Below are 17,794 nucleotides of genomic sequence, written 5' to 3'. Positions count from 1 at the left end.
CGCCGCGCGGTCACCGGTGCCGGTGGTCGTTGGGGGTGAGCCGGGGGCCGTAGCGCGGGGCCCGGGCGCCGCTGAGCAGGAGCAGCCGGCAGAGCCGGTGGCGGTGCGGACGGTAGGGCTCCAGCAGCGCGAGCATCTGCTCGTCGTCGCTGCGCGGGCGCCCGGCCAGCGCCCAGCCGACCAGGTTGGGGAGGTGGAAGTCGCCGACCGAGACCGCGTCCGGGTCGCCGTTGCTGCGCTGGAGCGTCTCGGCCGCCGTCCAGACGCCGATCCCGGGGACGGCGGTGAGCCGGGCGAAGGCCGCGGACGGGTCGAAGCCGGCGGCCTCCTCCATCCGGGCAGCCAGCCGGGCGGCCCGCACCACGGTCGCCGAGCGCTTGGGGTCGACCCCGGCGCGGTGCCACTCCCAGCTCGGGATGAGGGCCCATTCGCGGGCCGAGGGCGCGACCCGCATCCCCTCGGCCGGGCCCGGCGCCGGGGTGCCGAAGTCCCGCAGCAGCGTGCGCCACGCCCGGTACGCCTCGTCGGTGGTGACCTTCTGCTCCAGCACGGCGGGGACCAGCGACTCCATCACCAGCCCCGTGCGGCCCAGCCGCAGGCCCGGGTGGGACCGCTGGACCTCGCGCAGCGGGCCGGGCGGCAGGACCAGCGCGGCGGGGTCGTCGTCCGCGCCGAGCAGCGCCGGCACCCGCGCCAGCAGCCAGCCGGCTCCCGGTCCCCACGCCTGCGCGACCACCTCGCCCGCGGCGAGCGCGACCCGCAGGGTGCCGGGCCCGTCCGGGGTGCGGGAGGCCCGCCAGAACGCGCCGTCGCCGGTGCTCCGGAAGGCGGGGTCGGCCGGGCCGCGGCGCAGCGGGAAGAGGATCCTCGGCAGGTCGACCGGGTATCCCGGCCGCCACCGCCGCTCCGTGCCCGGCATCGCCCGTCACCTCTTCCGCCGCCCGGGGGTCGGGCCACAGGAACCCTACGCCCGTGGGCCCGACCCGGGTCGGCGGCCCGGTCGGCGGCGCGGTCAGCGGCCCTGGAGCTGGGCCGCCCTGGTGCGGATGTCGCCGAGGCGGTTGTAGAGGGTGTCGCCCGGGCACTCGGTGGCGAAGGCGTCCCGGTGGCCCGAGATCGTCTTGAAGCTGACCGAGGTGCCCTTCTTGTAGCGGCTGCCGTCGGAGGCGGAGACCAGGGTGGTCGAGCCGGCGGCGTCCTGGTCGGTGAGGCCGAGCTTCCAGGCGGCGATCTTGACGATGCCGTCCTGCTGGGCCTGCGGCGCCGAGGCCGAGCCGAAGCTGCCGATCGCGGCGACGCCCGAGGTGTCGGTGTTGAAGCCCAGGGTGTGGGCGCCCAGCACCGGTTGGATCACCCCGCCGGCCCGGCCCTCGAAGATCGTGCCGCAGCGGTCGACCAGGAAGTTGTAGCCGATGTCCCGCCAGCCGTTGCTCTGCACGTGGTAGAGGTAGATGGAGCGGATGATCTTGGCGCTGTCCGTGCAGGCGTAGTTGTTGGCGGTGTCGGTGTGGTGGACGAAGACGGCCTTGACGGTGCCGGTGTAGACGTAGCCGGGTTCCCGGATGGACTCGTCCGCGCCCCAGCCCGAACGGGTGACGATGCCGGGCCGCGGGCCGGGGTGGTCGACCGTCGGCAGGGTGCGGTCGGCGGAGCCGGCGCCGCCGGCGACCGGCAGGGCCTGGTCGGCGGCGGGCGAGCTGCCCGGGTCGACCAGTTCGACCCGCAGGCCGGCCGGCAGCGGGTGGCCGTCGCCCCGGACCCGGACGGCGACGCCGTTGCTGGGACCGACCCAGAGCGGCGCCGTCGAGCCGCGCCCGGTCGGCTCGTCCGGCCGGTCGTCCGCGTCGGTGGACAGGTCGAGCCAGCCGCTCCAGTGCCCGGTACCCGCGTCGCGGGTACGGACCTGGACGGTGCCGGCCAGCCGGACGGCGGGGTCGTCCCAGCTGACACCGACCATCGAGAAGGGCTTGGTGGACTGTGCGGTGAGGGTGTGTTCGGCGGTCGTCGAGCGCCGCTCAGCGGTCAGCGGGAGGGCCGTGACCCCGCCCGGTGTCGCCCGGACCTGGTCCGCCGGCGCGTCTGCGCCGGCGGCCACGGGCTGGAGCAGGAGGAGCGCGGTGGACCCGATGGCAAGGGGAGCGAAGTATGTAAAACGCATAAAACGGATATTGACGGCAAATCACTCCTGACGCCACGTCGACCACCCCCACCGATCACCCTCCCGGCCGACCGTCGGGAGGCCGTAGGCTGGACCGCACCATGACTGCGCCTTTCGCTGCCGACGCCCGCACCCCCGCCGAGCTGCTGAACGCCTATCTGCGCCCCGGGGCCACCGATGCCGACTCCTCCCGCCCCCTGGTCACCTTCTACGACGACTCGACCGGCGAACGCGTCGAGCTGTCCGCGAAGACCTTCGACAACTGGGTGGCCAAGACCGCGAACCTGCTCCAGGACGAGCTGAACGCCGGCCCCGAGGACCGGGCCGCGCTCCTGCTCCCCGCCCACTGGCAGAGCGCCGTCTGGCTGCTCGCCTGCTGGTCCGTCGGGGTCACCGTGATCCCCGGCGGCGACCCGGCCGCCGCCGACCTGGTGGTCAGCGGCCCCGACGGGCTGGCCGCCGCCGAGGCCTGTTCCGGCGAACGGGTGGCACTGGCGCTGCGCCCGCTCGGCGGGCGCTTCCCGCAGCGGCCGGACGGCTTCCTCGACTACGCCGCCGAGGTGCCCGGCCAGGGCGACCGCTTCGCGCCGTACTCCCCGGTGGACCCGCAGGCGCAGGCGCTGGAGACCAGCACCGAGGGCCTGCCGCTCAAGCTGACCGGCGAGCAGACCGTCGAGCTGGCCCGGGCGGGCGCCGCCCGGCTCGGCCTCGGCCCCGGCGACCGGGTGCTCAGCACCCTCTCGTACGAGGACTGGGCCGGCCTGGAGGCGGGCCTGCTGGCGCCGCTGGCGGCCGGCGCCTCGGTGGTGCTGTGCCGCAACTCCGAGCAGCTGACCGACGATCAGTGGGAGAAGCGGATCGAGTCCGAACGGGTGACTCTGCGGCTGAGCTGATCCTCGCCGCATCCCGGGGGTACGGATCCCGGGGATGGCAGTGGAGGAGGAGGACGGCGAGCGCCCCCCGGCCCGCGAGGGCGGGGGGCGCCGCTCGTTCCTGCGGCGCCACTGGCTGGCGCTGACCGCCGGGGTGCTGGCCGCCGTGCTGCTGGTCGGCGGCACGCTGGCCTGGCTGGCCTACCGGAAGCTGAACGGCAACATCAGGACCGACACCGTCACCGGCCCGCTGCTGGAGCACGAGTCGGACCGCCCCACGCCCGCCGGCAGCGCCGAGAACATCCTGCTGATCGGCAGCGACGACCGCAGCGGCGACAACTCGGCGTACGGCTCGACCGGCGGCCAGCGCTCGGACACCGTGATCCTGCTGCACCTGTCCGCCGACGGGCACCGGGCCACCGCCGTCTCCATCCCCCGGGACGTGATGGTCACCATGCCGCCCTGCGACCTGCCGGACGGCAGCCGCTCGCGGGGCGGCCTGCTCCAGTTCAACCTGGCCTTCGAGATCGGCGGCCCGGCCTGCACCATCCGGACCGTGGAGCAGCTGAGCGGGATCCGGATCGACCACCACCTGATCCTCGACTTCTCCGGCTTCAAGCGGATGGTGGACGCCGTGGGCGGCGTGGAGGTCTGCGTGGCCACCGCGATCCACGACCAGGACGCCAAGCTGGACCTGGCCGCCGGGCGGCAGGTGCTGCAAGGCGAGCAGGCGCTCGGCTACGTCCGGGCGCGGGAGAGCCTGGGCAACGGGAGCGACACCGACCGGATGGGCCGCCAGCAGCAGTTCCTGGCCGCGCTGATCCGCAAGGTGCAGTCCCAGGGGGTGCTGCTGAATCCGACCAAGCTCTGGCCGCTGCTGGACGCGGCCACCTCCTCGATCACCGCCGATCCCGGGCTGAGCCGGCTCGGGGCGCTCTACGACCTCGCGCAGCGGCTGCGGGCGATGCCCTCCTCCGCCATCGTCTTCCTGACCACCCCGCGCCGGCCCTACCGCTACAACGCCAACCGGGACGAGTTCGTGCAGCCGCAGACCGACCAGCTGTTCGCCGCGCTGCGGGCGGACCAGGAGGTGGCGGTGCGGCCGAGCGCCTCCCCCGACGCCGGTCCCACCGGGCCGACGGCGCCCCCCGAGGACGCGACCGCCCCGGCGGCCGGGCCGACCCCCACACCCGGGACGAGCGGGAGCCGCTCGGCCGGGCCGGACGCCTCCCCCTCCCCCTCCGCTGGCGCCTCGACCGGCGCCTCGACGGGCCCGACCGGCCCGCTCCAGGGGCGGACCGCCGACCAGGACGACTGCGCCGCGGGCTGAGGGCACACCGGAGGAGCCGGGGGGCGGGGGTCGGGGCGCCACCGGCGCAGGGCGGTCGCCCCGAATTGGGTACGTTGTGTGAAGAAAACTCAGGCGCTTTGCCCCGGTTCGCTCCGGATCAGCCGTGTGGCAGCTGTCACACCGTGACCGTCGCACCGTGATGGCTCGTCTAGGGTGTCCGGGGTGAACAGCGGACACCGGCATCCGAACCACCTCGCGGACGCGTCGCCCCAGGAGGTCGACCCGGCCGACCAGTGGGTGCGCGATCCCGAGACGGGCGAGTTCCGGCTGCACCTGGACGGGCCGCCGCCCCCCGGCGTACCGGCCCAGGGCGGATCCCGGAGCAGCACACCCGTACGGCCCCGGATGCCCCGGCCCAGGCCCGAGCCCGGCGGTGAGCCCCCGCTCCCCCGCGGCCCCGAAGGCGGTGGCCGGGCCGCCCGGCGCAAGGGCGGGCGCTCCAAGCCGCGCCGGGCGCTCAAGTGGACCGCGGGCGTGGCCGCGCTGGTGCTGGTGGCCGGCTGCGGCGGCGCGTACTACGTCTACCAGCACTTCAACAGCAACATCAGCTCGGTCGAGGTGCAGCTGGGCAACGAGGCGGAGCGTCCGCAGGCGGCCGGCGACGCGCTCAACATCCTGGTGATCGGCACCGACAGCCGGCAGGGCCTCGGCCGGGACTACGGCGACGAGGGCAGCACCGGGCACGCCGACACCACGCTGCTGTTCCACGTCGCCAAGGACCGCAGCAACGCGACGGTGATGAGCATCCCGCGCGACCTGATGGTGCCGATCCCGCAGTGCAAGAGCGGCACCAAGACGATCCCCGGCAGCGCCCGGGCGATGTTCAACACCAGCCTGGGCCAGGACGGCCGGGACCCGGGCTGCACCTGGATGACGGTCGAGCAGGCCACCAAGATCCGCATCGACCACTTCATGATGGTCAACTTCGAGGCGGTGAAGACGCTGTCCACCGCCGTCGGCGGCGTGGAGGTCTGCGCGGCCAAGGACATCAACGACCCGGACTCGCACCTGTCCATGACCAAGGGCAAGCACGTGGTGCAGGGCGAGGAGGCACTCGCCTTCGTCCGCACCCGGCACGCGGTCGGCTTCGGCGGCGACCTGACCCGGATCCCGCTGCAGCAGCAGTTCATCAGCTCGATGATCCGCAAGATCAAGAGCAGTGACACCCTGACCAGTCCGACCAAGCTGTGGACCCTGGCGGACGCCGCGACCAAGGCGCTCACCGTGGACTCCGGCATCGGCAGCGTGGACAAGCTCAAGGACCTGGCGCTCGAACTGAGCAAGGTCGACACCAAGAACATCACCTTCACCACGGTGCCGGTGCTGGACGACCCCAAGGACAAGGACCGGCTGATCCTCAAGCCGGGCGACGCCGACCAGCTCTTCTCGATGATCGCGAACGACCGCTCGCTGACCGAGGTGCAGCAGGCCGCGGCCGGCTCGGCGCCGGCCGACCCGAGCACTGCGGCGGCCGCCCCGAGCGTGCCGCAGGTGGACGCCGGGGCGGTCCGGGTGACGGTCCGCAACGGCACCGGCCAGCCGCAGCAGGCGGCCAAGGCCGTGACGGCGCTCCAGGGCAAGGGCTTCGACCAGGCCGGCACGGGCAGCAATGCCACGGTGGCCCAGGCCAGCACCGTCTCCTACCCAGCCGGCAAGGGCGACCAGGCCGCCGCGCTGGCGGCGGCGCTCGGGCTGCCGGCGAGCGCGGCCCAGCAGAGTTCCCAACTCGGCGCCAAGGACGCGCTGGTGGTGGTGCTCGGCAAGGATTCGCTGGGTGGCGGGACGGGTGGGAGCGCCGCCGCCGCGGTCCCGACCGAGGCCCCGAAGGACCTCCAGCGGGTGCAGGCGGACGACGCCGACGTCTGCGCGAAGTGACTCCGGCCGCGTGACTCCGGCCAGGTAACTCTGTCCGCGTAACTCCGCTCGCCCGAGCGGCCGTTCGGCCCGCCTCCCGACCCCCGGGAGGCGGGCCGGACCGCTGTGCGGCACCCCTGCGTGACCGCCGCTTCGACGGAGCGTCAAACCTCCGCCGCCCGGACGTCCCCACCGCGTGATCAAGCTGCAATCGAGGAGTTTCCTCAGGTAGCTTGTCAGTTCGAGCACTCACGGGGTATCGAACACAGGGGCGGGGGATCAGGGTGGGCGAGGACGGAGTCGGGGCACCGGACGGTGGTCGCGCGGCGGCCCGCCGGGCCGCCCGGAGCAGCGGCCGGCGGCGCGGCGGGACACCGCGCACCGGCGCCCGCCGGTGGCTCAAACCGGTGGCGCTGACCACCGGATCGGTCGTGCTGGCCGGTTGCGGCGCCGGCTACCTGTACCTGCGGCACCTGGACGCCAACATCCAGCACGCCCCGCTCGGTGCGGGCAACCCGCCCCCGCCGGGCGGGCAGGCCGACGCCGAGGGCCGGGTGGCGATGAACATCCTGATCATCGGCACCGACAGCCGCAAGGACCTCGGCGGCAACTACGGCGACCGGGAGAACACCGGCATCGGCAACAACGACGTCAACATCGTGCTGCACGTCTATCCGGACAAGCGCGCGGCCGTCGCCCTCGACCTGCCCCGGGACACCCTGGTGGACCACCCGCGGTGCACCGCGCCGGACGGCAAGGTCGCCCCCGCGATGGCGCACCGGCCGCTGAACGAGGCCCTGGGCCGCGGCGGCCCCGGCTGCGTCCAGGACACCGTGCAGTCCATCACCAAGCTCAAGATCGACCACTATCTGCTGGTCAACTTCCAGGGCGTCAAGGACCTCACCGACGCGGTCGGCGGGGTGGAGGTCAACCTCTGCCAGCCGATCAAGGACGCGGACTCCCACCTCGACCTGCCGGCCGGCGTCACCAGGCTCAGCGGCGAGCAGGGCCTGCAGTTCGTCCGTACCCGGCACTCCGTCCAGGACGGCACCGCGATCGGCCGGTTCGCCATGCAACGGGCCTTCCTCTCCTCGCTGTTGAAGAAGGTCACCGACCAGGGCACCCTGCTCGACCCGGGCAAGGCGTTCGGCGTGATCGAGGCGGCCACCCGGTCGATCACCGTGGACGACCCGATCGCGGGCACCACCAAGCTGGCCGGGCTGGCCAACAGCCTGCGCAACATCAAGCCCGCCGAGGTCAGCTTCGTCCAGCCGCCGATGGCCTACACCCACGACGAGCCGCTGAAGGAGCTCCAGGAGAAGGCCAAGTTCGTCCAACCCGGGGCGGACGACCTGTTCCGGCTGATCCTGGCGGACCGGACGCTGAACGGGAGCGAGGACCACACCGGCGGCGCCGACCAGGCCACCGCCTCACCGTCCCCGTCCCCCTCGTCGACCCCGTCGACCGCGCCCGCGGTGGACCCGTCCGGCGTCACCGTCTCGGTGCACAACGGCACCACGCTGCCCAGGCTCGCCTCCGACACCAGCAAGAAGCTCACCGACCTCGGGTACCACGCGACCGCCGGCAGCGGGGCGGGCAGCATCCAGCTCAGCACCGTCCGCTACGGGCAGGCCGACCAGAAGGAGGGCGCCCTCGCGGTGGCCGCGGCGCTCGGCCTGTCCCCGACGGCGGTGGCCCCCGGGGGCAGCGGACGGACCGTGGTGGTCACCCTCGGCGCGGACTACCGGCCGGGCGGCGGCGGTACGGCGGCAGCGGCCCCGGTGCCGACCGCGGTGCCCTCCGACGTGGCGGTCCACCAGGGCGACGAGAGCAAGTGCGTCCAGGGCTGGACCGGCACGCACTGACCGGCACGCACTGACCGCCCGTCAGCCGGCCTCGGTCAGCACCCCGTCGGTCTCGACGTACGCCTCGCCGGTGCGCGGGCAGCTCCACCGCCCGCCGCCGGCGTCCTCCAGCGGCTCGCCGGCCCGGCCGACCCACTTGATCCGGCGGGCCGGGACCCCGGCGACCAGCGCGAAGTCGGGTACGTCCCGGTGCACCACGGCGCCGGCCGCCACCAGCGCCCAGCGGCCCACGGTCACGCCGGCCACCAGCACCGCCCGGCCGCCGATCGAGCAGCCCTGGCGGAGGGTCACCCCGCGCGCGTGCCAGTCGTCACCGCGCTTGAGCCGCCCGTCCACGTCGACCGAGCGCGGGTACAGGTCGTTGGTCAGCACCGCGGCCGGGCCGACGAACACGCCGTCCTCGACCACCGCCGGCTCGTACACCAGCGCGTGGTTCTGCAGCTTCACCCGGTCGCCGATCCGCACCCCCGGGCCGACGTAGGCCCCGCGGCCGATGATGCAGTCCGACCCGATCTCGGCGTGCTCGCGCACCTGGGCCAGGTGCCAGACCGTGCTCCCCGGGCCGATCGCCGCCCGCTCGTCCACATCGGCGCTGGACTCGATCCGGACGTCCGTGTGCGCCCCCTCAGCAATCCCCATGGCCGGGACGATAGCGCCCGCGGCACCCCGGCCGGGGCACAATCCGGCAGCTGGCCGGGCTGCGTCGGCCGTTCTGCGTCAGCCGTTCTCCGCGGCCGGGGTCATCGGCGCCGGCGCGGTGCTGGCGATCACCCGGCGGGCCAGCGAGCGCGGTGAGGTGAGGAAGCCGAAGCCCCAGCTCATGTGCATGGTCACCAGGGCCACCGGGAGCAGCGCCCTGGCCTTGCCCGAGAGCCCACGGCCCTCCAGTGCCGACCCACCCAGGATGGCGGCCAGGTAACCGAACGGTACGGCCAGGAAGGCGGGGTGCACGGCCGCGCCGAGCACCAGCCCGGCGAGCACCGCGGCCAGCGCCACGGGCGGTGCGAGGTACCGCAGGTTGACCGAGCCGCGGTGGTAGCGGGTGACCACCCGGCGCCAGCGGCCGTAGTCCCGGTACTGCTTGGCGAGCGCGCGCACGGTGGGGCGGGGCCGGTAGGTGACCCGCAGCTGCGGGCTGAACCAGATCAGGCCGCCGTCCTGGCGGATGCGGTAGTTCAGCTCCCAGTCCTGGGCGCGGATGAACTCCTCGTTGTAGCCGCCCTGCCGCTCCAGCACCTCGCGGCGGAAGACGCCCAGGTAGACCGTCTCGGCGGGGCCGGCCAGACCGCCGGTGTGGAAGGCCGAGTTGCCCACGCCGATCTTGGAGGTCATGGCGGCCGCGACCGCCTTCTCCCACTCGGTCTCGCCCTCGGCGTGCATGATCCCGCCGACGTTGGCGGCGTCCATGTCGCCGAGCAGCCGGACGGCGGTGGCGATGTAGCCGGGGGTGAGGAGCCCGTGGCCGTCGACCCGGACCACCACCGGGTGGCGGGAGCCCCGGATCGCCGCGTTCAGCGCGGCGGGGGTGCGGCCGGTGGGGTTCGGCACGGTATGCACCCGCGGATCCCCGGCGACCAGCTCGGCGGCGATCTCGTCGGTCCGGTCGGTGGACGGGCCGAGAGCGATCACCACCTCGATCCCACCGGCGTAGTCCTGGTCCAGGATCCGCCGCACGGCGGTGCGGAGGTGACGTTCCTCGTTGAGCACCGGCATGATCACGGAGACCGCCGGCAGCTCCTCAGCAGCCTTGGTGTTCATCGCGCCCCACCGTACCGGCGAGGCCCCGCACTTGTCAGATGCGGGGGCCCCGATCTTCGACCCGCGCGACCCCGGCGACGTGCGCCGCGGCCTCCGGCTTCGCCCGGACGGCGCGGCGCGCCGTGCGCCGCCCGCTCCGGGCCGCCCCTACGATCCACAGGGTGCCGTCAACGCCCGCGCGCCGACCCGCCCACCCGCCCCGCCGCCGCTGGGGGCAGTGGGCGGCGGGCACGGTCGCGGTGGTCCTGCTCGCCACCTCCTGCGGGGGGTGGGCGATGCTCAACGGGGTCAGCGACTCGATCGGCCGGGTGAACGCCTTCGGCGGGGACCACGACCGGCCGGCGGATGACGGCCTGACCACCTTCCTGGTGGTCGGCACCGACGACCGGGCGGGCATCGCGGAGTCCACGCTCAAGGACGACCTGCACGCCGGCGGCGAGTCCTGCCACTGCACCGACACCATGATGATCGTCCAGCTCGCCGCGAACGACGGCCGGGCCAGCGTGGTCAGCATCCCGCGCGACTCCTACGTGGACATCCCCACCCACCGGGACCGCGCCACCGGCCGCGAGGTGGCCGCCGGCAAGGGCCGGATCAACGCGGCGTACGGGATGGGGGGCGCGCCGCTCACCGTCCGCACCGTGGAGCAGGCCACCGGCCTGCGGATCGACCACTACCTCCAGATCGACTTCCTCGGCTTCGTCGCCGCCGTGGACGCGGTCGGCGGCGTGGAGGTGTGCAGCGCCAAACCGCTCAAGGACGAGTACTCCGGCCTGGACCTGCCGGCCGGCACCAGCCGGCTGGACGGCGCCGGCGCCCTGAAGTACGTCCGGGCGCGGCACGTCGACGGCAGCTCCGACCTCGGCCGGATGCACCGCCAGCAGAAGCTCCTCGCCCAGCTGCTGCGGCAGGCCACCGCGAGCGGGAGCCTGGCCGATCCGGCCCGGCTGGGCGCACTCACCGAGACCGTGCTGCGCTCGGTCACCGCCGACGAGGAGCTGACCAGCGACGACCTGCTCCAGCTGGCCACCCGCCTGAAGGGACTGTCGGCCGCGGACGCCGACTTCACCACCGTGCCGCTGGCCGTGGTCGACCACCAGGTCGCCGGGTGGGGTTCGACCGTGCTCTGGGACACCGCCGGGGCGAAGGCCCTGTTCGACGCCCTGCGGCAGGGGCGCTCGCTGACCGACCGGCCGGGCCCGCCGCCGTCCGCCGCCGCGCTCTCCCCCGTCGCGGCCGGGACGGTGGCGCCCGGCCTGATCCGGATCCAGGTGCTGAACGGCACCGGGATCCAGGGGCTCGGCGCCCGGGTGGACACCGACCTGCGGACGGCGGGCTTCGCCACCACCGGGACGCCCTCCAACGCGGGCGGGACGGCCGTGGCCAGGACGGCGGTGCGCTACGACCCGACCTGGGACGAGTCGGCGCGGACGGTGGCGGCCGCACTGCCGGGCGCCGAGCTGGTCAAGGTGCCCGGACTGGGGGCGACCGTGCAGGTGGTGGCGGGCGCCGACTACCGGGGGGTGACCGGGGTGCCGCTGGCGAGCCCGCTGCCCTCGGCCGCGCCGACCGCCGCCCCGGCGCCGGCGCCGGCCGGTCCGGCCTCCCCCGAACCGAGCGCCGAGACCGGCACCCAGATCAGCTGCCCCTGACGCGCAGCGGGGGCCGGGCAGCTGCCCGGCCCCCGCCCGCTCGTGCGCGGTGGTGCGTCAGTCGGTGGCGATGGCCGCCAGGACGTTCATCCGACCGGCCCGGAAGGCCGGCACCAGCGCCGCCAGCAGGCCGATCACGGCCGAGGCGGCCAGGATGAAGACGATCGTGCCGACCGGGACGGTGAGCACGTCCAGCCCCTGGTCGGCCAGCACCTTGCGGGCGGTGACGCCCCAGGCGAGGCCGAGGCCGCAGCCGAGCAGGGCGCCGAAGACCGCGATCACCACGGACTCCAGCCGGATCATCCGGCGCAGCTGGCGGCGGGAGAGGCCGATCGCCCGCAGCAGGCCGATCTCGCGGGTCCGCTCGACCACCGACAGGGCGAGGGTGTTGATCACGCCGAGCACGGCGACCGCGATGGCGAGACCGAGCAGGCCGTAGACCATGTAGAGCAGCTGGTTGATCTGGCTCTGCACCAGGTCCTTGAGGCCGGCCTGGTCCTGCACCTTGACCTGCGGGTAGGCGTCCAGGGACTTCTGCAGGGCGGTCAGCGTCGAGGCCTTGTCGGCGCCGTCGGCCGCGGTGGCGAACATCACGACGTCCAGCGGGAGTTCGTCGGCGGGCAGGGCCTTCGCGACGGTGTCCACCGAGGTGTAGAACTGCTTGTCGAACAGCGAGTTGCCGAGCTGGGTGACGATCCCGACCGGCAGGCTCTGGGTGCGGCCGTGCCCGTAGTCCACGGTGACCGGGTCGCCGACCTTGAGGCCGTGCTCCTTCGCGAAGTTCTCGTCCACCGAGATCCCGCCGGTGAAGGCGGCCTCCGGCCGGCCTGCGGCGACCGGCATGTGGAAGCCCTCGGTGAAGTTCGCGGTGGCGGCGGAGAGGTCCGCCTCGGTGCGCTTGCCGTCCGGGGTGGCGAAGGTGACCGGCAGCGACTTCTGCTCGATCAGCGCCTTCAGGCCGGGGGTGTTGCGCGCGGCGTCGGCCATCGCCGGGCTGAGGGCGCCGTTGGCGGAGACGATGTAGTCCGCGCCGACCGACTTGTCGATCTGGGCGGTGACCGAGCTGACCATCGAGTTGGTGACCACCGAGGCCCCGGTCACCACGGCCAGGCCGATCATCAGGGCCGCCGCGGTGGCGCCGGTCCGGCGCGGGTTGCGCATCGCGTTGCGCTGGGCCAGCTTGCCGGACGGGCCGAACAGGGCCGGCAGCGCGGCGCCGAGCACCCGGACCACACCGGTGGAGAGCAGCGGTCCGAGGACCACGAAGCCCACCAGGCTCAGGAAGATCCCGGCGGCCAGTGGCAGACCGCCCTCGGCCGCCTTGCCGGCCAGTGCGGCCATCACCAGGCCGGCGGCGCCGAGACCGGTGAGCACCAGTCCGATGATGGTCCGGATCCGGTTGGCGGAGGCCTCGGCCGGGGTGCCGTGGTCGCGCAGGGCGGCCATCGGCGAGATCCGGCTGGCCCGGCGGGCCGGAACCCAGGCCGCCAGCACGGTGATCAGGATGCCGACCGCGTACGAGGCCACCGGGACGGTCCAGGTGATCTCCAGCGAGGAGGCGTCCAGGTTCATCCCGAGCAGCTTCATCAGCTGGATCAGCAGGACCGCGAGGCCGAGGCCGGCGGCCAGGCCCAGGGTGGAGCCGAGCAGCCCGAGGATCAGCGCCTCGGCCAGCACCGACCGGTTGACCTGCTTGCGGCTGCCGCCGAGGGCGCGCAGCAGGCCGATCTCCCGGGTGCGCTGGGCGACCAGCATGGAGAATGTGTTGATGATCAGGAAGCCGCCGACCAGCAGCGAGATCCCGGCGAAGCCGAGCATCACGTACTTCATGAAGTCGAGGAAGGAGCCGACGCCCTTGGCGCCGTCGGCCTTCTGCTCCGCCGCGGTCTTGCCCTGGAAGCCGCTGCCGAGCGCGGCCAGCGCGTCCGACTTGAGCTGCTCGTCGGTGCGGGTGCCGTCGCCGAACAGCTCGACCGAGGTGTACGCCTGCTGGCCGATCAGGTCGCGCTGGGCGGTGGCGGTGTCCAGGAAGGCCAGCGCCGCACCGGGGTTGGTGGTCCGGAAGGTGGCGATGCCGGAGATGGTGAAGTCGTAGCTGCCACCGGGGCTGATGATCCGGACGGCGCTGCCGAGACCGAGGTGGGCCTTCTTGGCGGTGTCGGCGTCCAGCACCAGGTCGGCGGCGCCCTGCGGGGCGTGGCCGGCGGTGATGTCGACCGACTGGCGCGGGGTCTCGGTCCAGTTGCCGGTGATGGTGGGGGCGCCCTGGGTCGGGCCGATCGCCTTGTTGGAGACCGGGTCGACCAGGGTGGAGGACTGGGTGAACACCTGGCCGACGGCGCTCTTCACCCCGGGCAGGGCGGCCAGCTCGGTGGCGGTGTCCAGCGGGACGGTGAGGGCCTTGGCGCCCTGGCGCGGGCCGTCGGCGGAGTCGTCGGACGGCCGCTGGACCGAGAGGTCGGAGGCCGTCGAGGCGAACAGCTTGTCGAAGGTGCTGGTCGCGGTGTTGGCGAACACCAGCGTCCCGGAGACGAAGGCGACCGAGAGCACCACGGCGATCAACGAGAGGATCATCCGCCCCTTGTGGGCGAAGAAGCTCCGGAGCGAGGTCTTGAGCAGCATGGGGTTACCGGCTCCGAATCAGCTGGTGCGCTTGCCGTCGAAACGGCGCATGCGCTCGAGGACGGAGTCGGCGGTCGGGGCGTGCATGTCGTCGACGAGGGCGCCGTCGGCGAGGAAGAGCACGCGGTCCGCGTAGCCGGCGGCGACCGGGTCGTGGGTCACCATCACGATCGTCTGGCCGAGCTCGTCGACCGAGCGGCGCAGGAAGGTGAGCACCTCGGCACCGGAACGGGAGTCGAGGTTGCCGGTGGGCTCGTCGCCGAAGATGATCTCCGGCCGGGCGGCCAGCGCCCGGGCCACCGCGACGCGCTGCTGCTGGCCGCCGGAGAGCTGGGTCGGGCGGTGCTTGAGCCGGTCGGCCAGGCCGACCGTGGAGATCACCTGGTCCAGCCAGGCGGCGTCGGGCTTGCGGCCGGCGATGTCCATCGGCAGCGTGATGTTCTCCAGCGCGTTCAGCGTGGGGAGCAGGTTGAAGGCCTGGAAGATGAAGCCGATCTTGTCCCGGCGCAGTTTGGTGAGCTGCTTGTCCTTCAGGCCGGTGATCTCCGTCTCGCCGATCCAGATCCGGCCCTCGGAGACCGTGTCCAGCCCGGCCAGGCAGTGCATCAGGGTCGACTTGCCGGAGCCCGAGGGGCCCATGATCGCGGTGAACCGGCCCCGCTCGATGTCCACGTCGACCGCGTCGAGCGCGGTCACCCTGGTCTCCCCGGCGCCGTACGCCTTGGTCACCTGGCGGGCGCCGGCCGCTGTGGCGGCGGGCCCGCCGGAAAGCTGTGCGCCGTGCACGGCGTTGGCTGCCGTCGTCACTGGGTTCTCCTCGTTGATCTGGTTTTCCACCCGTTGCCCCCCAGCCTCGCGGCCGTGACCGGTGCACCACCATGGGGCTGGCACCCGTCCCCGGCCGGTGGCCGGCACCACCATCGGGTGGTGCGGGGGATAAGGAATACGTTAGGAGTACCAGGAGGACGGGACCTCCTCCGTCGGGAGGAACCCGGCTGACCGGGAGATGTACGGGGTGTCCCGGCTCTCCCCCTAGGGGACCGGGACAACCGGATGAGGGTCGGTCCGGGTGCGGCGCTCCCGGACCGACCCCCCGGGCCGCGGACGCCGGCGGAGCGGACCGCGGACCGGCGGCCGGCTCAGGCCGCCAGGGCGGGCACGGCCCGGCGCGCGAGCGCCGCCGCGAAGTCCTCCACCACCGGTGCGAGCTGTGCCTCCGTCTCCGGCACCAGCTCGGTGGAGCCGTCGTCGCGCACCCCGATGTGGCGGTCCAGCACGAACCAGCCCTGGGTGACGTGGCCCGCGCCCATCGCGCTGAGCACCGGGCGCAGCGCGTAGTCCACCGCCAGCACGTGCGCGGTGGAGCCGCCGGTGGCCAGCGGCAGCACCGTGCGGTCGCGCAGCGCGTACTGCGGCAGCACGTCCAGCAGGGTCTTCAGCAGGCCGGAGTAGGCGGCCTTGTAGACGGGGGTGCCGATCACCACGCCGTCGGCCTCGGCGAACAGCTCGATCGCGCGGGCCAGTTCGGGGTGCGAGACGTCGCCGGCCAGCAGCGCATCGGCGGGCAGGCTGCGGACCTCGAACGGCACCACCCGGTGGCCGTACGCGGTGAGCCGGGCGTCGACGTGGCGCAGCAGCCGGGTGGTGCGGGAGGTGGCGGAGGGGGAGCCGGAGACGGACAGGACGGTGGCCATGGGTTCACCTCGGGGCGGACGGTGCCGCGGGTCGGCGGGCACCGGGCGGGAAGCGGGAGGAGCCGGTGCGGGCGCCCGCCGGTGGCGGCGGTGCGGGACGGCCGGCGGCGCCGGGCTCGGCCGGTGGCGCGCTCGGGGAAGCGCGCTCGGGCGGAGGCGGTCACGGGGAGTGGAGGGGTGGCGCGGACTCAGCCACGACAGAGCGCACCGGACACGCGCAGCAGGTCGACATGGCGCCGCCGCGTGAGGTTCCGTCGCTGTTCCATGCCGGTCATGCAAGCACGGGCGTTTCGGGACGGTCAAGGTTGGTTCCACGGGCTGAACATTCCGGCGGAACGATCCGGTCCCTGCATCAGCTCTGCTACAAGGGGCCCCGAAGGCGACCCGGCCGTACTGAGCGCCACCGGTTTCGGGCATCCTTCCCCACATGAACACGTGGCAGGAGGACCGCCCGGGCGGCGGCGGGTACGGAGCGTACGGCCGGGGCCAGGGTGCCCAGCGCGGCCAGGGTGCCCAGGGCGGTCAGGGCTACGGCGAGCAGGGGTACGACGGCCAGGGGTACGGCGCCCCGGGCGGCCAGGGGTACGGCGGGGCCGGGGCGGAGCCGCCGCTGCCGCCCGAGCTCAACCCGCGCGGTGCGGGCGCCCCGGCGCCGGCCGCCGCCCCCGCGGCGGCGCCGCCCGGCAGACCCGTGCCGCGCCAGCACCCGGTGCGCCCGGCGCCCGGGGGTCCCGGCGGCCCGGGTGGGCCCGGTGGGCCGGCCGGCCCCGGTGGCCCGGGGGCGCCGACGGCTCCGCCGGCCGCCGGCCGCTCGCGCTGGCCCCGCCGTCGCAAGATCAAGGTGGCCGCGCTGGCGATCGTCGGTGCGCTGCTGGTCACCGGTGTCGGCACGTACTTCTGGGCGGACTCCCAGCTCAACCACGAGAACGTGCTGGCCGGCTACGCCGGGCGCCCGGCCGAGGGCAAGGGCACCAACTGGCTGATCGTGGGCTCCGACAGCCGGGCCGGGCTCTCCGACGCGGACGAGGACTCGCTGCACACCGGCTCCGCCGAGGGCAAGCGCAGCGACTCGATGATGATCCTGCACATCGGCGACAACGGGAACACGCTGATGTCCATCCCCCGGGACTCCTGGGTGCAGATCCCGGCGCACGCCGACACCAGTGGCAGCGGGAAGACCGTCCCGGCGGCCACGTCCAAGATCAACGCGGCCTTCGCCCGCGGCGGCGGCCGGCTGCTGGTGCAGACCGTGGAGACCAACACCGGTATCCACATCGACCACTACGCGGAGATCGGCTTCGCCGGGTTCGTCGGCATCGTGGACTCGGTCGGCGGCGTGGACATGTGCATCGACCAGAACATCTCCGACAAGGACTCCGGGCTGAACCTGAAGGCCGGCTGCCAGACCCTGACCGGCGCGCAGTCGCTGGCCTTCGTCCGGCAGCGGCACCAGATGGCCGACCAGGACCTCGGGCGGATGCGCAACCAGCAGAAGTTCCTCGGCGCGCTGGCCAAGCAGGCGGCCTCGCCGGCCGCCCTGCTCAACCCGTTCACCTTCTACCCGATGGTCAGCTCCGGGCTCGGCACGCTGATCGTGGACGACGACGCGGGCCTGACCGACCTCGGTTCGATGTTCCTCGCCATGAAGGGCGTCACCAGCGGCGACGGCAAGAGCATCACCGTGCCGATCGGCAACCCGGACTTCCACACCCCGACCGGCGAATCGGCGGTCAAGTGGGACCCGGCCAAGTCGAAGCTGGTCTTCGACGCCATGAAGAACGACACCGCGATGCCCGACGTCAAGTAGGTCCTGGTACGACGGCGGGGGCCCACCGGTGCGACCGGTGGGCCCCCGCCTCTGTGCACGTTCCCGCTACGGGAGGTTGCGGGCCATCACGATCCGCTGGACCTGGTTGGTGCCCTCGTAGATCTGGGTGATCTTCGCGTCCCGCATCATCCGCTCCACCG

General features: G+C 73.8%; 15 protein-coding genes. 6 read left to right on the top strand and 9 right to left on the bottom strand.

Going from position 1 to position 17,794, the window contains the following annotated elements:
• Positions 1 to 10 precede the first annotated feature (10 nt).
• Both ABT014_RS32030 and ABT014_RS32025 read right to left on the bottom strand, forming a co-directional pair.
• The gene (locus tag ABT014_RS32030; RefSeq protein ID WP_350642951.1) at positions 11 to 919 is read right to left on the bottom strand and encodes a DNA-3-methyladenine glycosylase family protein; all 909 of its coding nucleotides are present in this window, start codon (positions 917 to 919) and stop codon (positions 11 to 13) included.
• A 93-nt stretch (positions 920 to 1,012) separates the two neighbouring features.
• Entirely contained in the window at positions 1,013 to 2,158 is a 1,146-nt protein-coding gene (locus tag ABT014_RS32025; protein ID WP_350642950.1) for a peptidoglycan recognition protein family protein, read from the bottom strand.
• Between the two features lie 101 nt (positions 2,159 to 2,259).
• On the opposite strand from ABT014_RS32025, the gene ABT014_RS32020 reads away from it, so the two are divergent.
• The 4 genes from ABT014_RS32020 (at position 2,260) to ABT014_RS32005 (ending at position 8,100) form a co-directional block, all read left to right on the top strand.
• Positions 2,260 to 3,051, top strand: coding sequence for a TIGR03089 family protein (locus tag ABT014_RS32020; protein ID WP_350642949.1), 792 nt, complete (start codon positions 2,260 to 2,262; stop codon positions 3,049 to 3,051).
• A gap of 34 nt (positions 3,052 to 3,085) precedes the next feature.
• Complete coding sequence (locus ABT014_RS32015; protein ID WP_350642948.1) at positions 3,086 to 4,360, top strand: LCP family glycopolymer transferase; 1,275 nt, start codon at positions 3,086 to 3,088, stop codon at positions 4,358 to 4,360.
• Positions 4,361 to 4,543: 183 nt separating this feature from the next.
• On the top strand, positions 4,544 to 6,256 hold the full coding sequence (locus tag ABT014_RS32010) for an LCP family protein (RefSeq protein ID WP_350642947.1): 1,713 nt from the start codon (positions 4,544 to 4,546) through the stop codon (positions 6,254 to 6,256).
• A gap of 386 nt (positions 6,257 to 6,642) precedes the next feature.
• Positions 6,643 to 8,100 (top strand): LCP family protein, encoded by a 1,458-nt coding sequence (locus ABT014_RS32005; RefSeq protein WP_350642946.1) that lies wholly within the window; start codon positions 6,643 to 6,645, stop codon positions 8,098 to 8,100.
• 21 nt (positions 8,101 to 8,121) lie between these two features.
• Here ABT014_RS32005 and ABT014_RS32000 read toward each other — a convergent pair whose 3' ends face one another.
• Both ABT014_RS32000 and ABT014_RS31995 read right to left on the bottom strand, forming a co-directional pair.
• Positions 8,122 to 8,739 (bottom strand): acyltransferase, encoded by a 618-nt coding sequence (locus ABT014_RS32000; protein ID WP_350642944.1) that lies wholly within the window; start codon positions 8,737 to 8,739, stop codon positions 8,122 to 8,124.
• Positions 8,740 to 8,817: 78 nt separating this feature from the next.
• Complete coding sequence (locus ABT014_RS31995) at positions 8,818 to 9,858, bottom strand: glycosyltransferase family 2 protein (protein WP_350642942.1); 1,041 nt, start codon at positions 9,856 to 9,858, stop codon at positions 8,818 to 8,820.
• Positions 9,859 to 10,019: 161 nt separating this feature from the next.
• Between ABT014_RS31995 and ABT014_RS31990 the strand changes: the two genes are divergently transcribed.
• Positions 10,020 to 11,510 carry an LCP family protein gene (locus ABT014_RS31990; RefSeq protein WP_350642940.1) on the top strand — a complete coding sequence of 497 codons (1,491 nt, stop codon included), beginning with the start codon at positions 10,020 to 10,022 and terminating at the stop codon, positions 11,508 to 11,510.
• Positions 11,511 to 11,567: 57 nt separating this feature from the next.
• Here ABT014_RS31990 and ABT014_RS31985 read toward each other — a convergent pair whose 3' ends face one another.
• The 4 genes from ABT014_RS31985 to ABT014_RS31970 all read right to left on the bottom strand — a co-directional run bounded on the left by ABT014_RS31985 (position 11,568) and on the right by ABT014_RS31970 (position 16,092).
• Positions 11,568 to 14,132, bottom strand: coding sequence for an ABC transporter permease (locus ABT014_RS31985; RefSeq protein WP_350642938.1), 2,565 nt, complete (start codon positions 14,130 to 14,132; stop codon positions 11,568 to 11,570).
• 18 nt (positions 14,133 to 14,150) lie between these two features.
• Entirely contained in the window at positions 14,151 to 14,939 is a 789-nt protein-coding gene (locus tag ABT014_RS31980; protein WP_502895137.1) for an ABC transporter ATP-binding protein, read from the bottom strand.
• Positions 14,940 to 15,271: 332 nt separating this feature from the next.
• Positions 15,272 to 15,826: an NADPH-dependent FMN reductase gene (gene ssuE, locus ABT014_RS31975; RefSeq protein ID WP_350642937.1), complete on the bottom strand. Its 555-nt coding sequence runs from the start codon at positions 15,824 to 15,826 to the stop codon at positions 15,272 to 15,274.
• Between the two features lie 188 nt (positions 15,827 to 16,014).
• Positions 16,015 to 16,092 carry a putative leader peptide gene (locus ABT014_RS31970; RefSeq protein ID WP_350642983.1) on the bottom strand — a complete coding sequence of 26 codons (78 nt, stop codon included), beginning with the start codon at positions 16,090 to 16,092 and terminating at the stop codon, positions 16,015 to 16,017.
• A gap of 161 nt (positions 16,093 to 16,253) precedes the next feature.
• Between ABT014_RS31970 and ABT014_RS31965 the strand changes: the two genes are divergently transcribed.
• Positions 16,254 to 17,633 carry an LCP family protein gene (locus ABT014_RS31965; RefSeq protein ID WP_350642935.1) on the top strand — a complete coding sequence of 460 codons (1,380 nt, stop codon included), beginning with the start codon at positions 16,254 to 16,256 and terminating at the stop codon, positions 17,631 to 17,633.
• A gap of 66 nt (positions 17,634 to 17,699) precedes the next feature.
• On the opposite strand, the gene ABT014_RS31960 is transcribed toward ABT014_RS31965, so the two are convergent.
• On the bottom strand, positions 17,700 to 17,794 hold a 95-nt coding region (locus tag ABT014_RS31960), incomplete at its 5' end, for an acyl-CoA dehydrogenase family protein (protein WP_132919430.1).

The organism is Kitasatospora sp. NPDC094015 (genome assembly GCF_040304075.1).
In the GTDB taxonomy this organism is placed as follows: Bacteria; Actinomycetota; Actinomycetes; order Streptomycetales; family Streptomycetaceae; genus Kitasatospora.
The sequence above is the reverse complement of the archived record's forward strand: the minus strand, read 5'-3'. Positions and strand labels throughout refer to the sequence as shown.

What these genes read in the sequence shown, in the direction of transcription:
- ABT014_RS32030 (WP_350642951.1), bottom strand. Translation starts at nt 919, where the DNA reads ATGCCGGGCACGGAGCGGCGGTGGCGGCCGGGATACCCGGTCGACCTG.
- ABT014_RS32025 (WP_350642950.1), bottom strand. Translation starts at nt 2,158, where the DNA reads ATGCGTTTTACATACTTCGCTCCCCTTGCCATCGGGTCCACCGCGCTC.
- ABT014_RS32020 (WP_350642949.1), top strand. Translation starts at nt 2,260, where the DNA reads ATGACTGCGCCTTTCGCTGCCGACGCCCGCACCCCCGCCGAGCTGCTG.
- ABT014_RS32015 (WP_350642948.1), top strand. Translation starts at nt 3,086, where the DNA reads ATGGCAGTGGAGGAGGAGGACGGCGAGCGCCCCCCGGCCCGCGAGGGC.
- ABT014_RS32000 (WP_350642944.1), bottom strand. Translation starts at nt 8,739, where the DNA reads ATGGGGATTGCTGAGGGGGCGCACACGGACGTCCGGATCGAGTCCAGC.
- ABT014_RS31995 (WP_350642942.1), bottom strand. Translation starts at nt 9,858, where the DNA reads ATGAACACCAAGGCTGCTGAGGAGCTGCCGGCGGTCTCCGTGATCATG.
- ABT014_RS31985 (WP_350642938.1), bottom strand. Translation starts at nt 14,132, where the DNA reads ATGCTGCTCAAGACCTCGCTCCGGAGCTTCTTCGCCCACAAGGGGCGG.
- ssuE (WP_350642937.1), bottom strand. Translation starts at nt 15,826, where the DNA reads ATGGCCACCGTCCTGTCCGTCTCCGGCTCCCCCTCCGCCACCTCCCGC.
- ABT014_RS31970 (WP_350642983.1), bottom strand. Translation starts at nt 16,092, where the DNA reads ATGGAACAGCGACGGAACCTCACGCGGCGGCGCCATGTCGACCTGCTG.
- ABT014_RS31965 (WP_350642935.1), top strand. Translation starts at nt 16,254, where the DNA reads ATGAACACGTGGCAGGAGGACCGCCCGGGCGGCGGCGGGTACGGAGCG.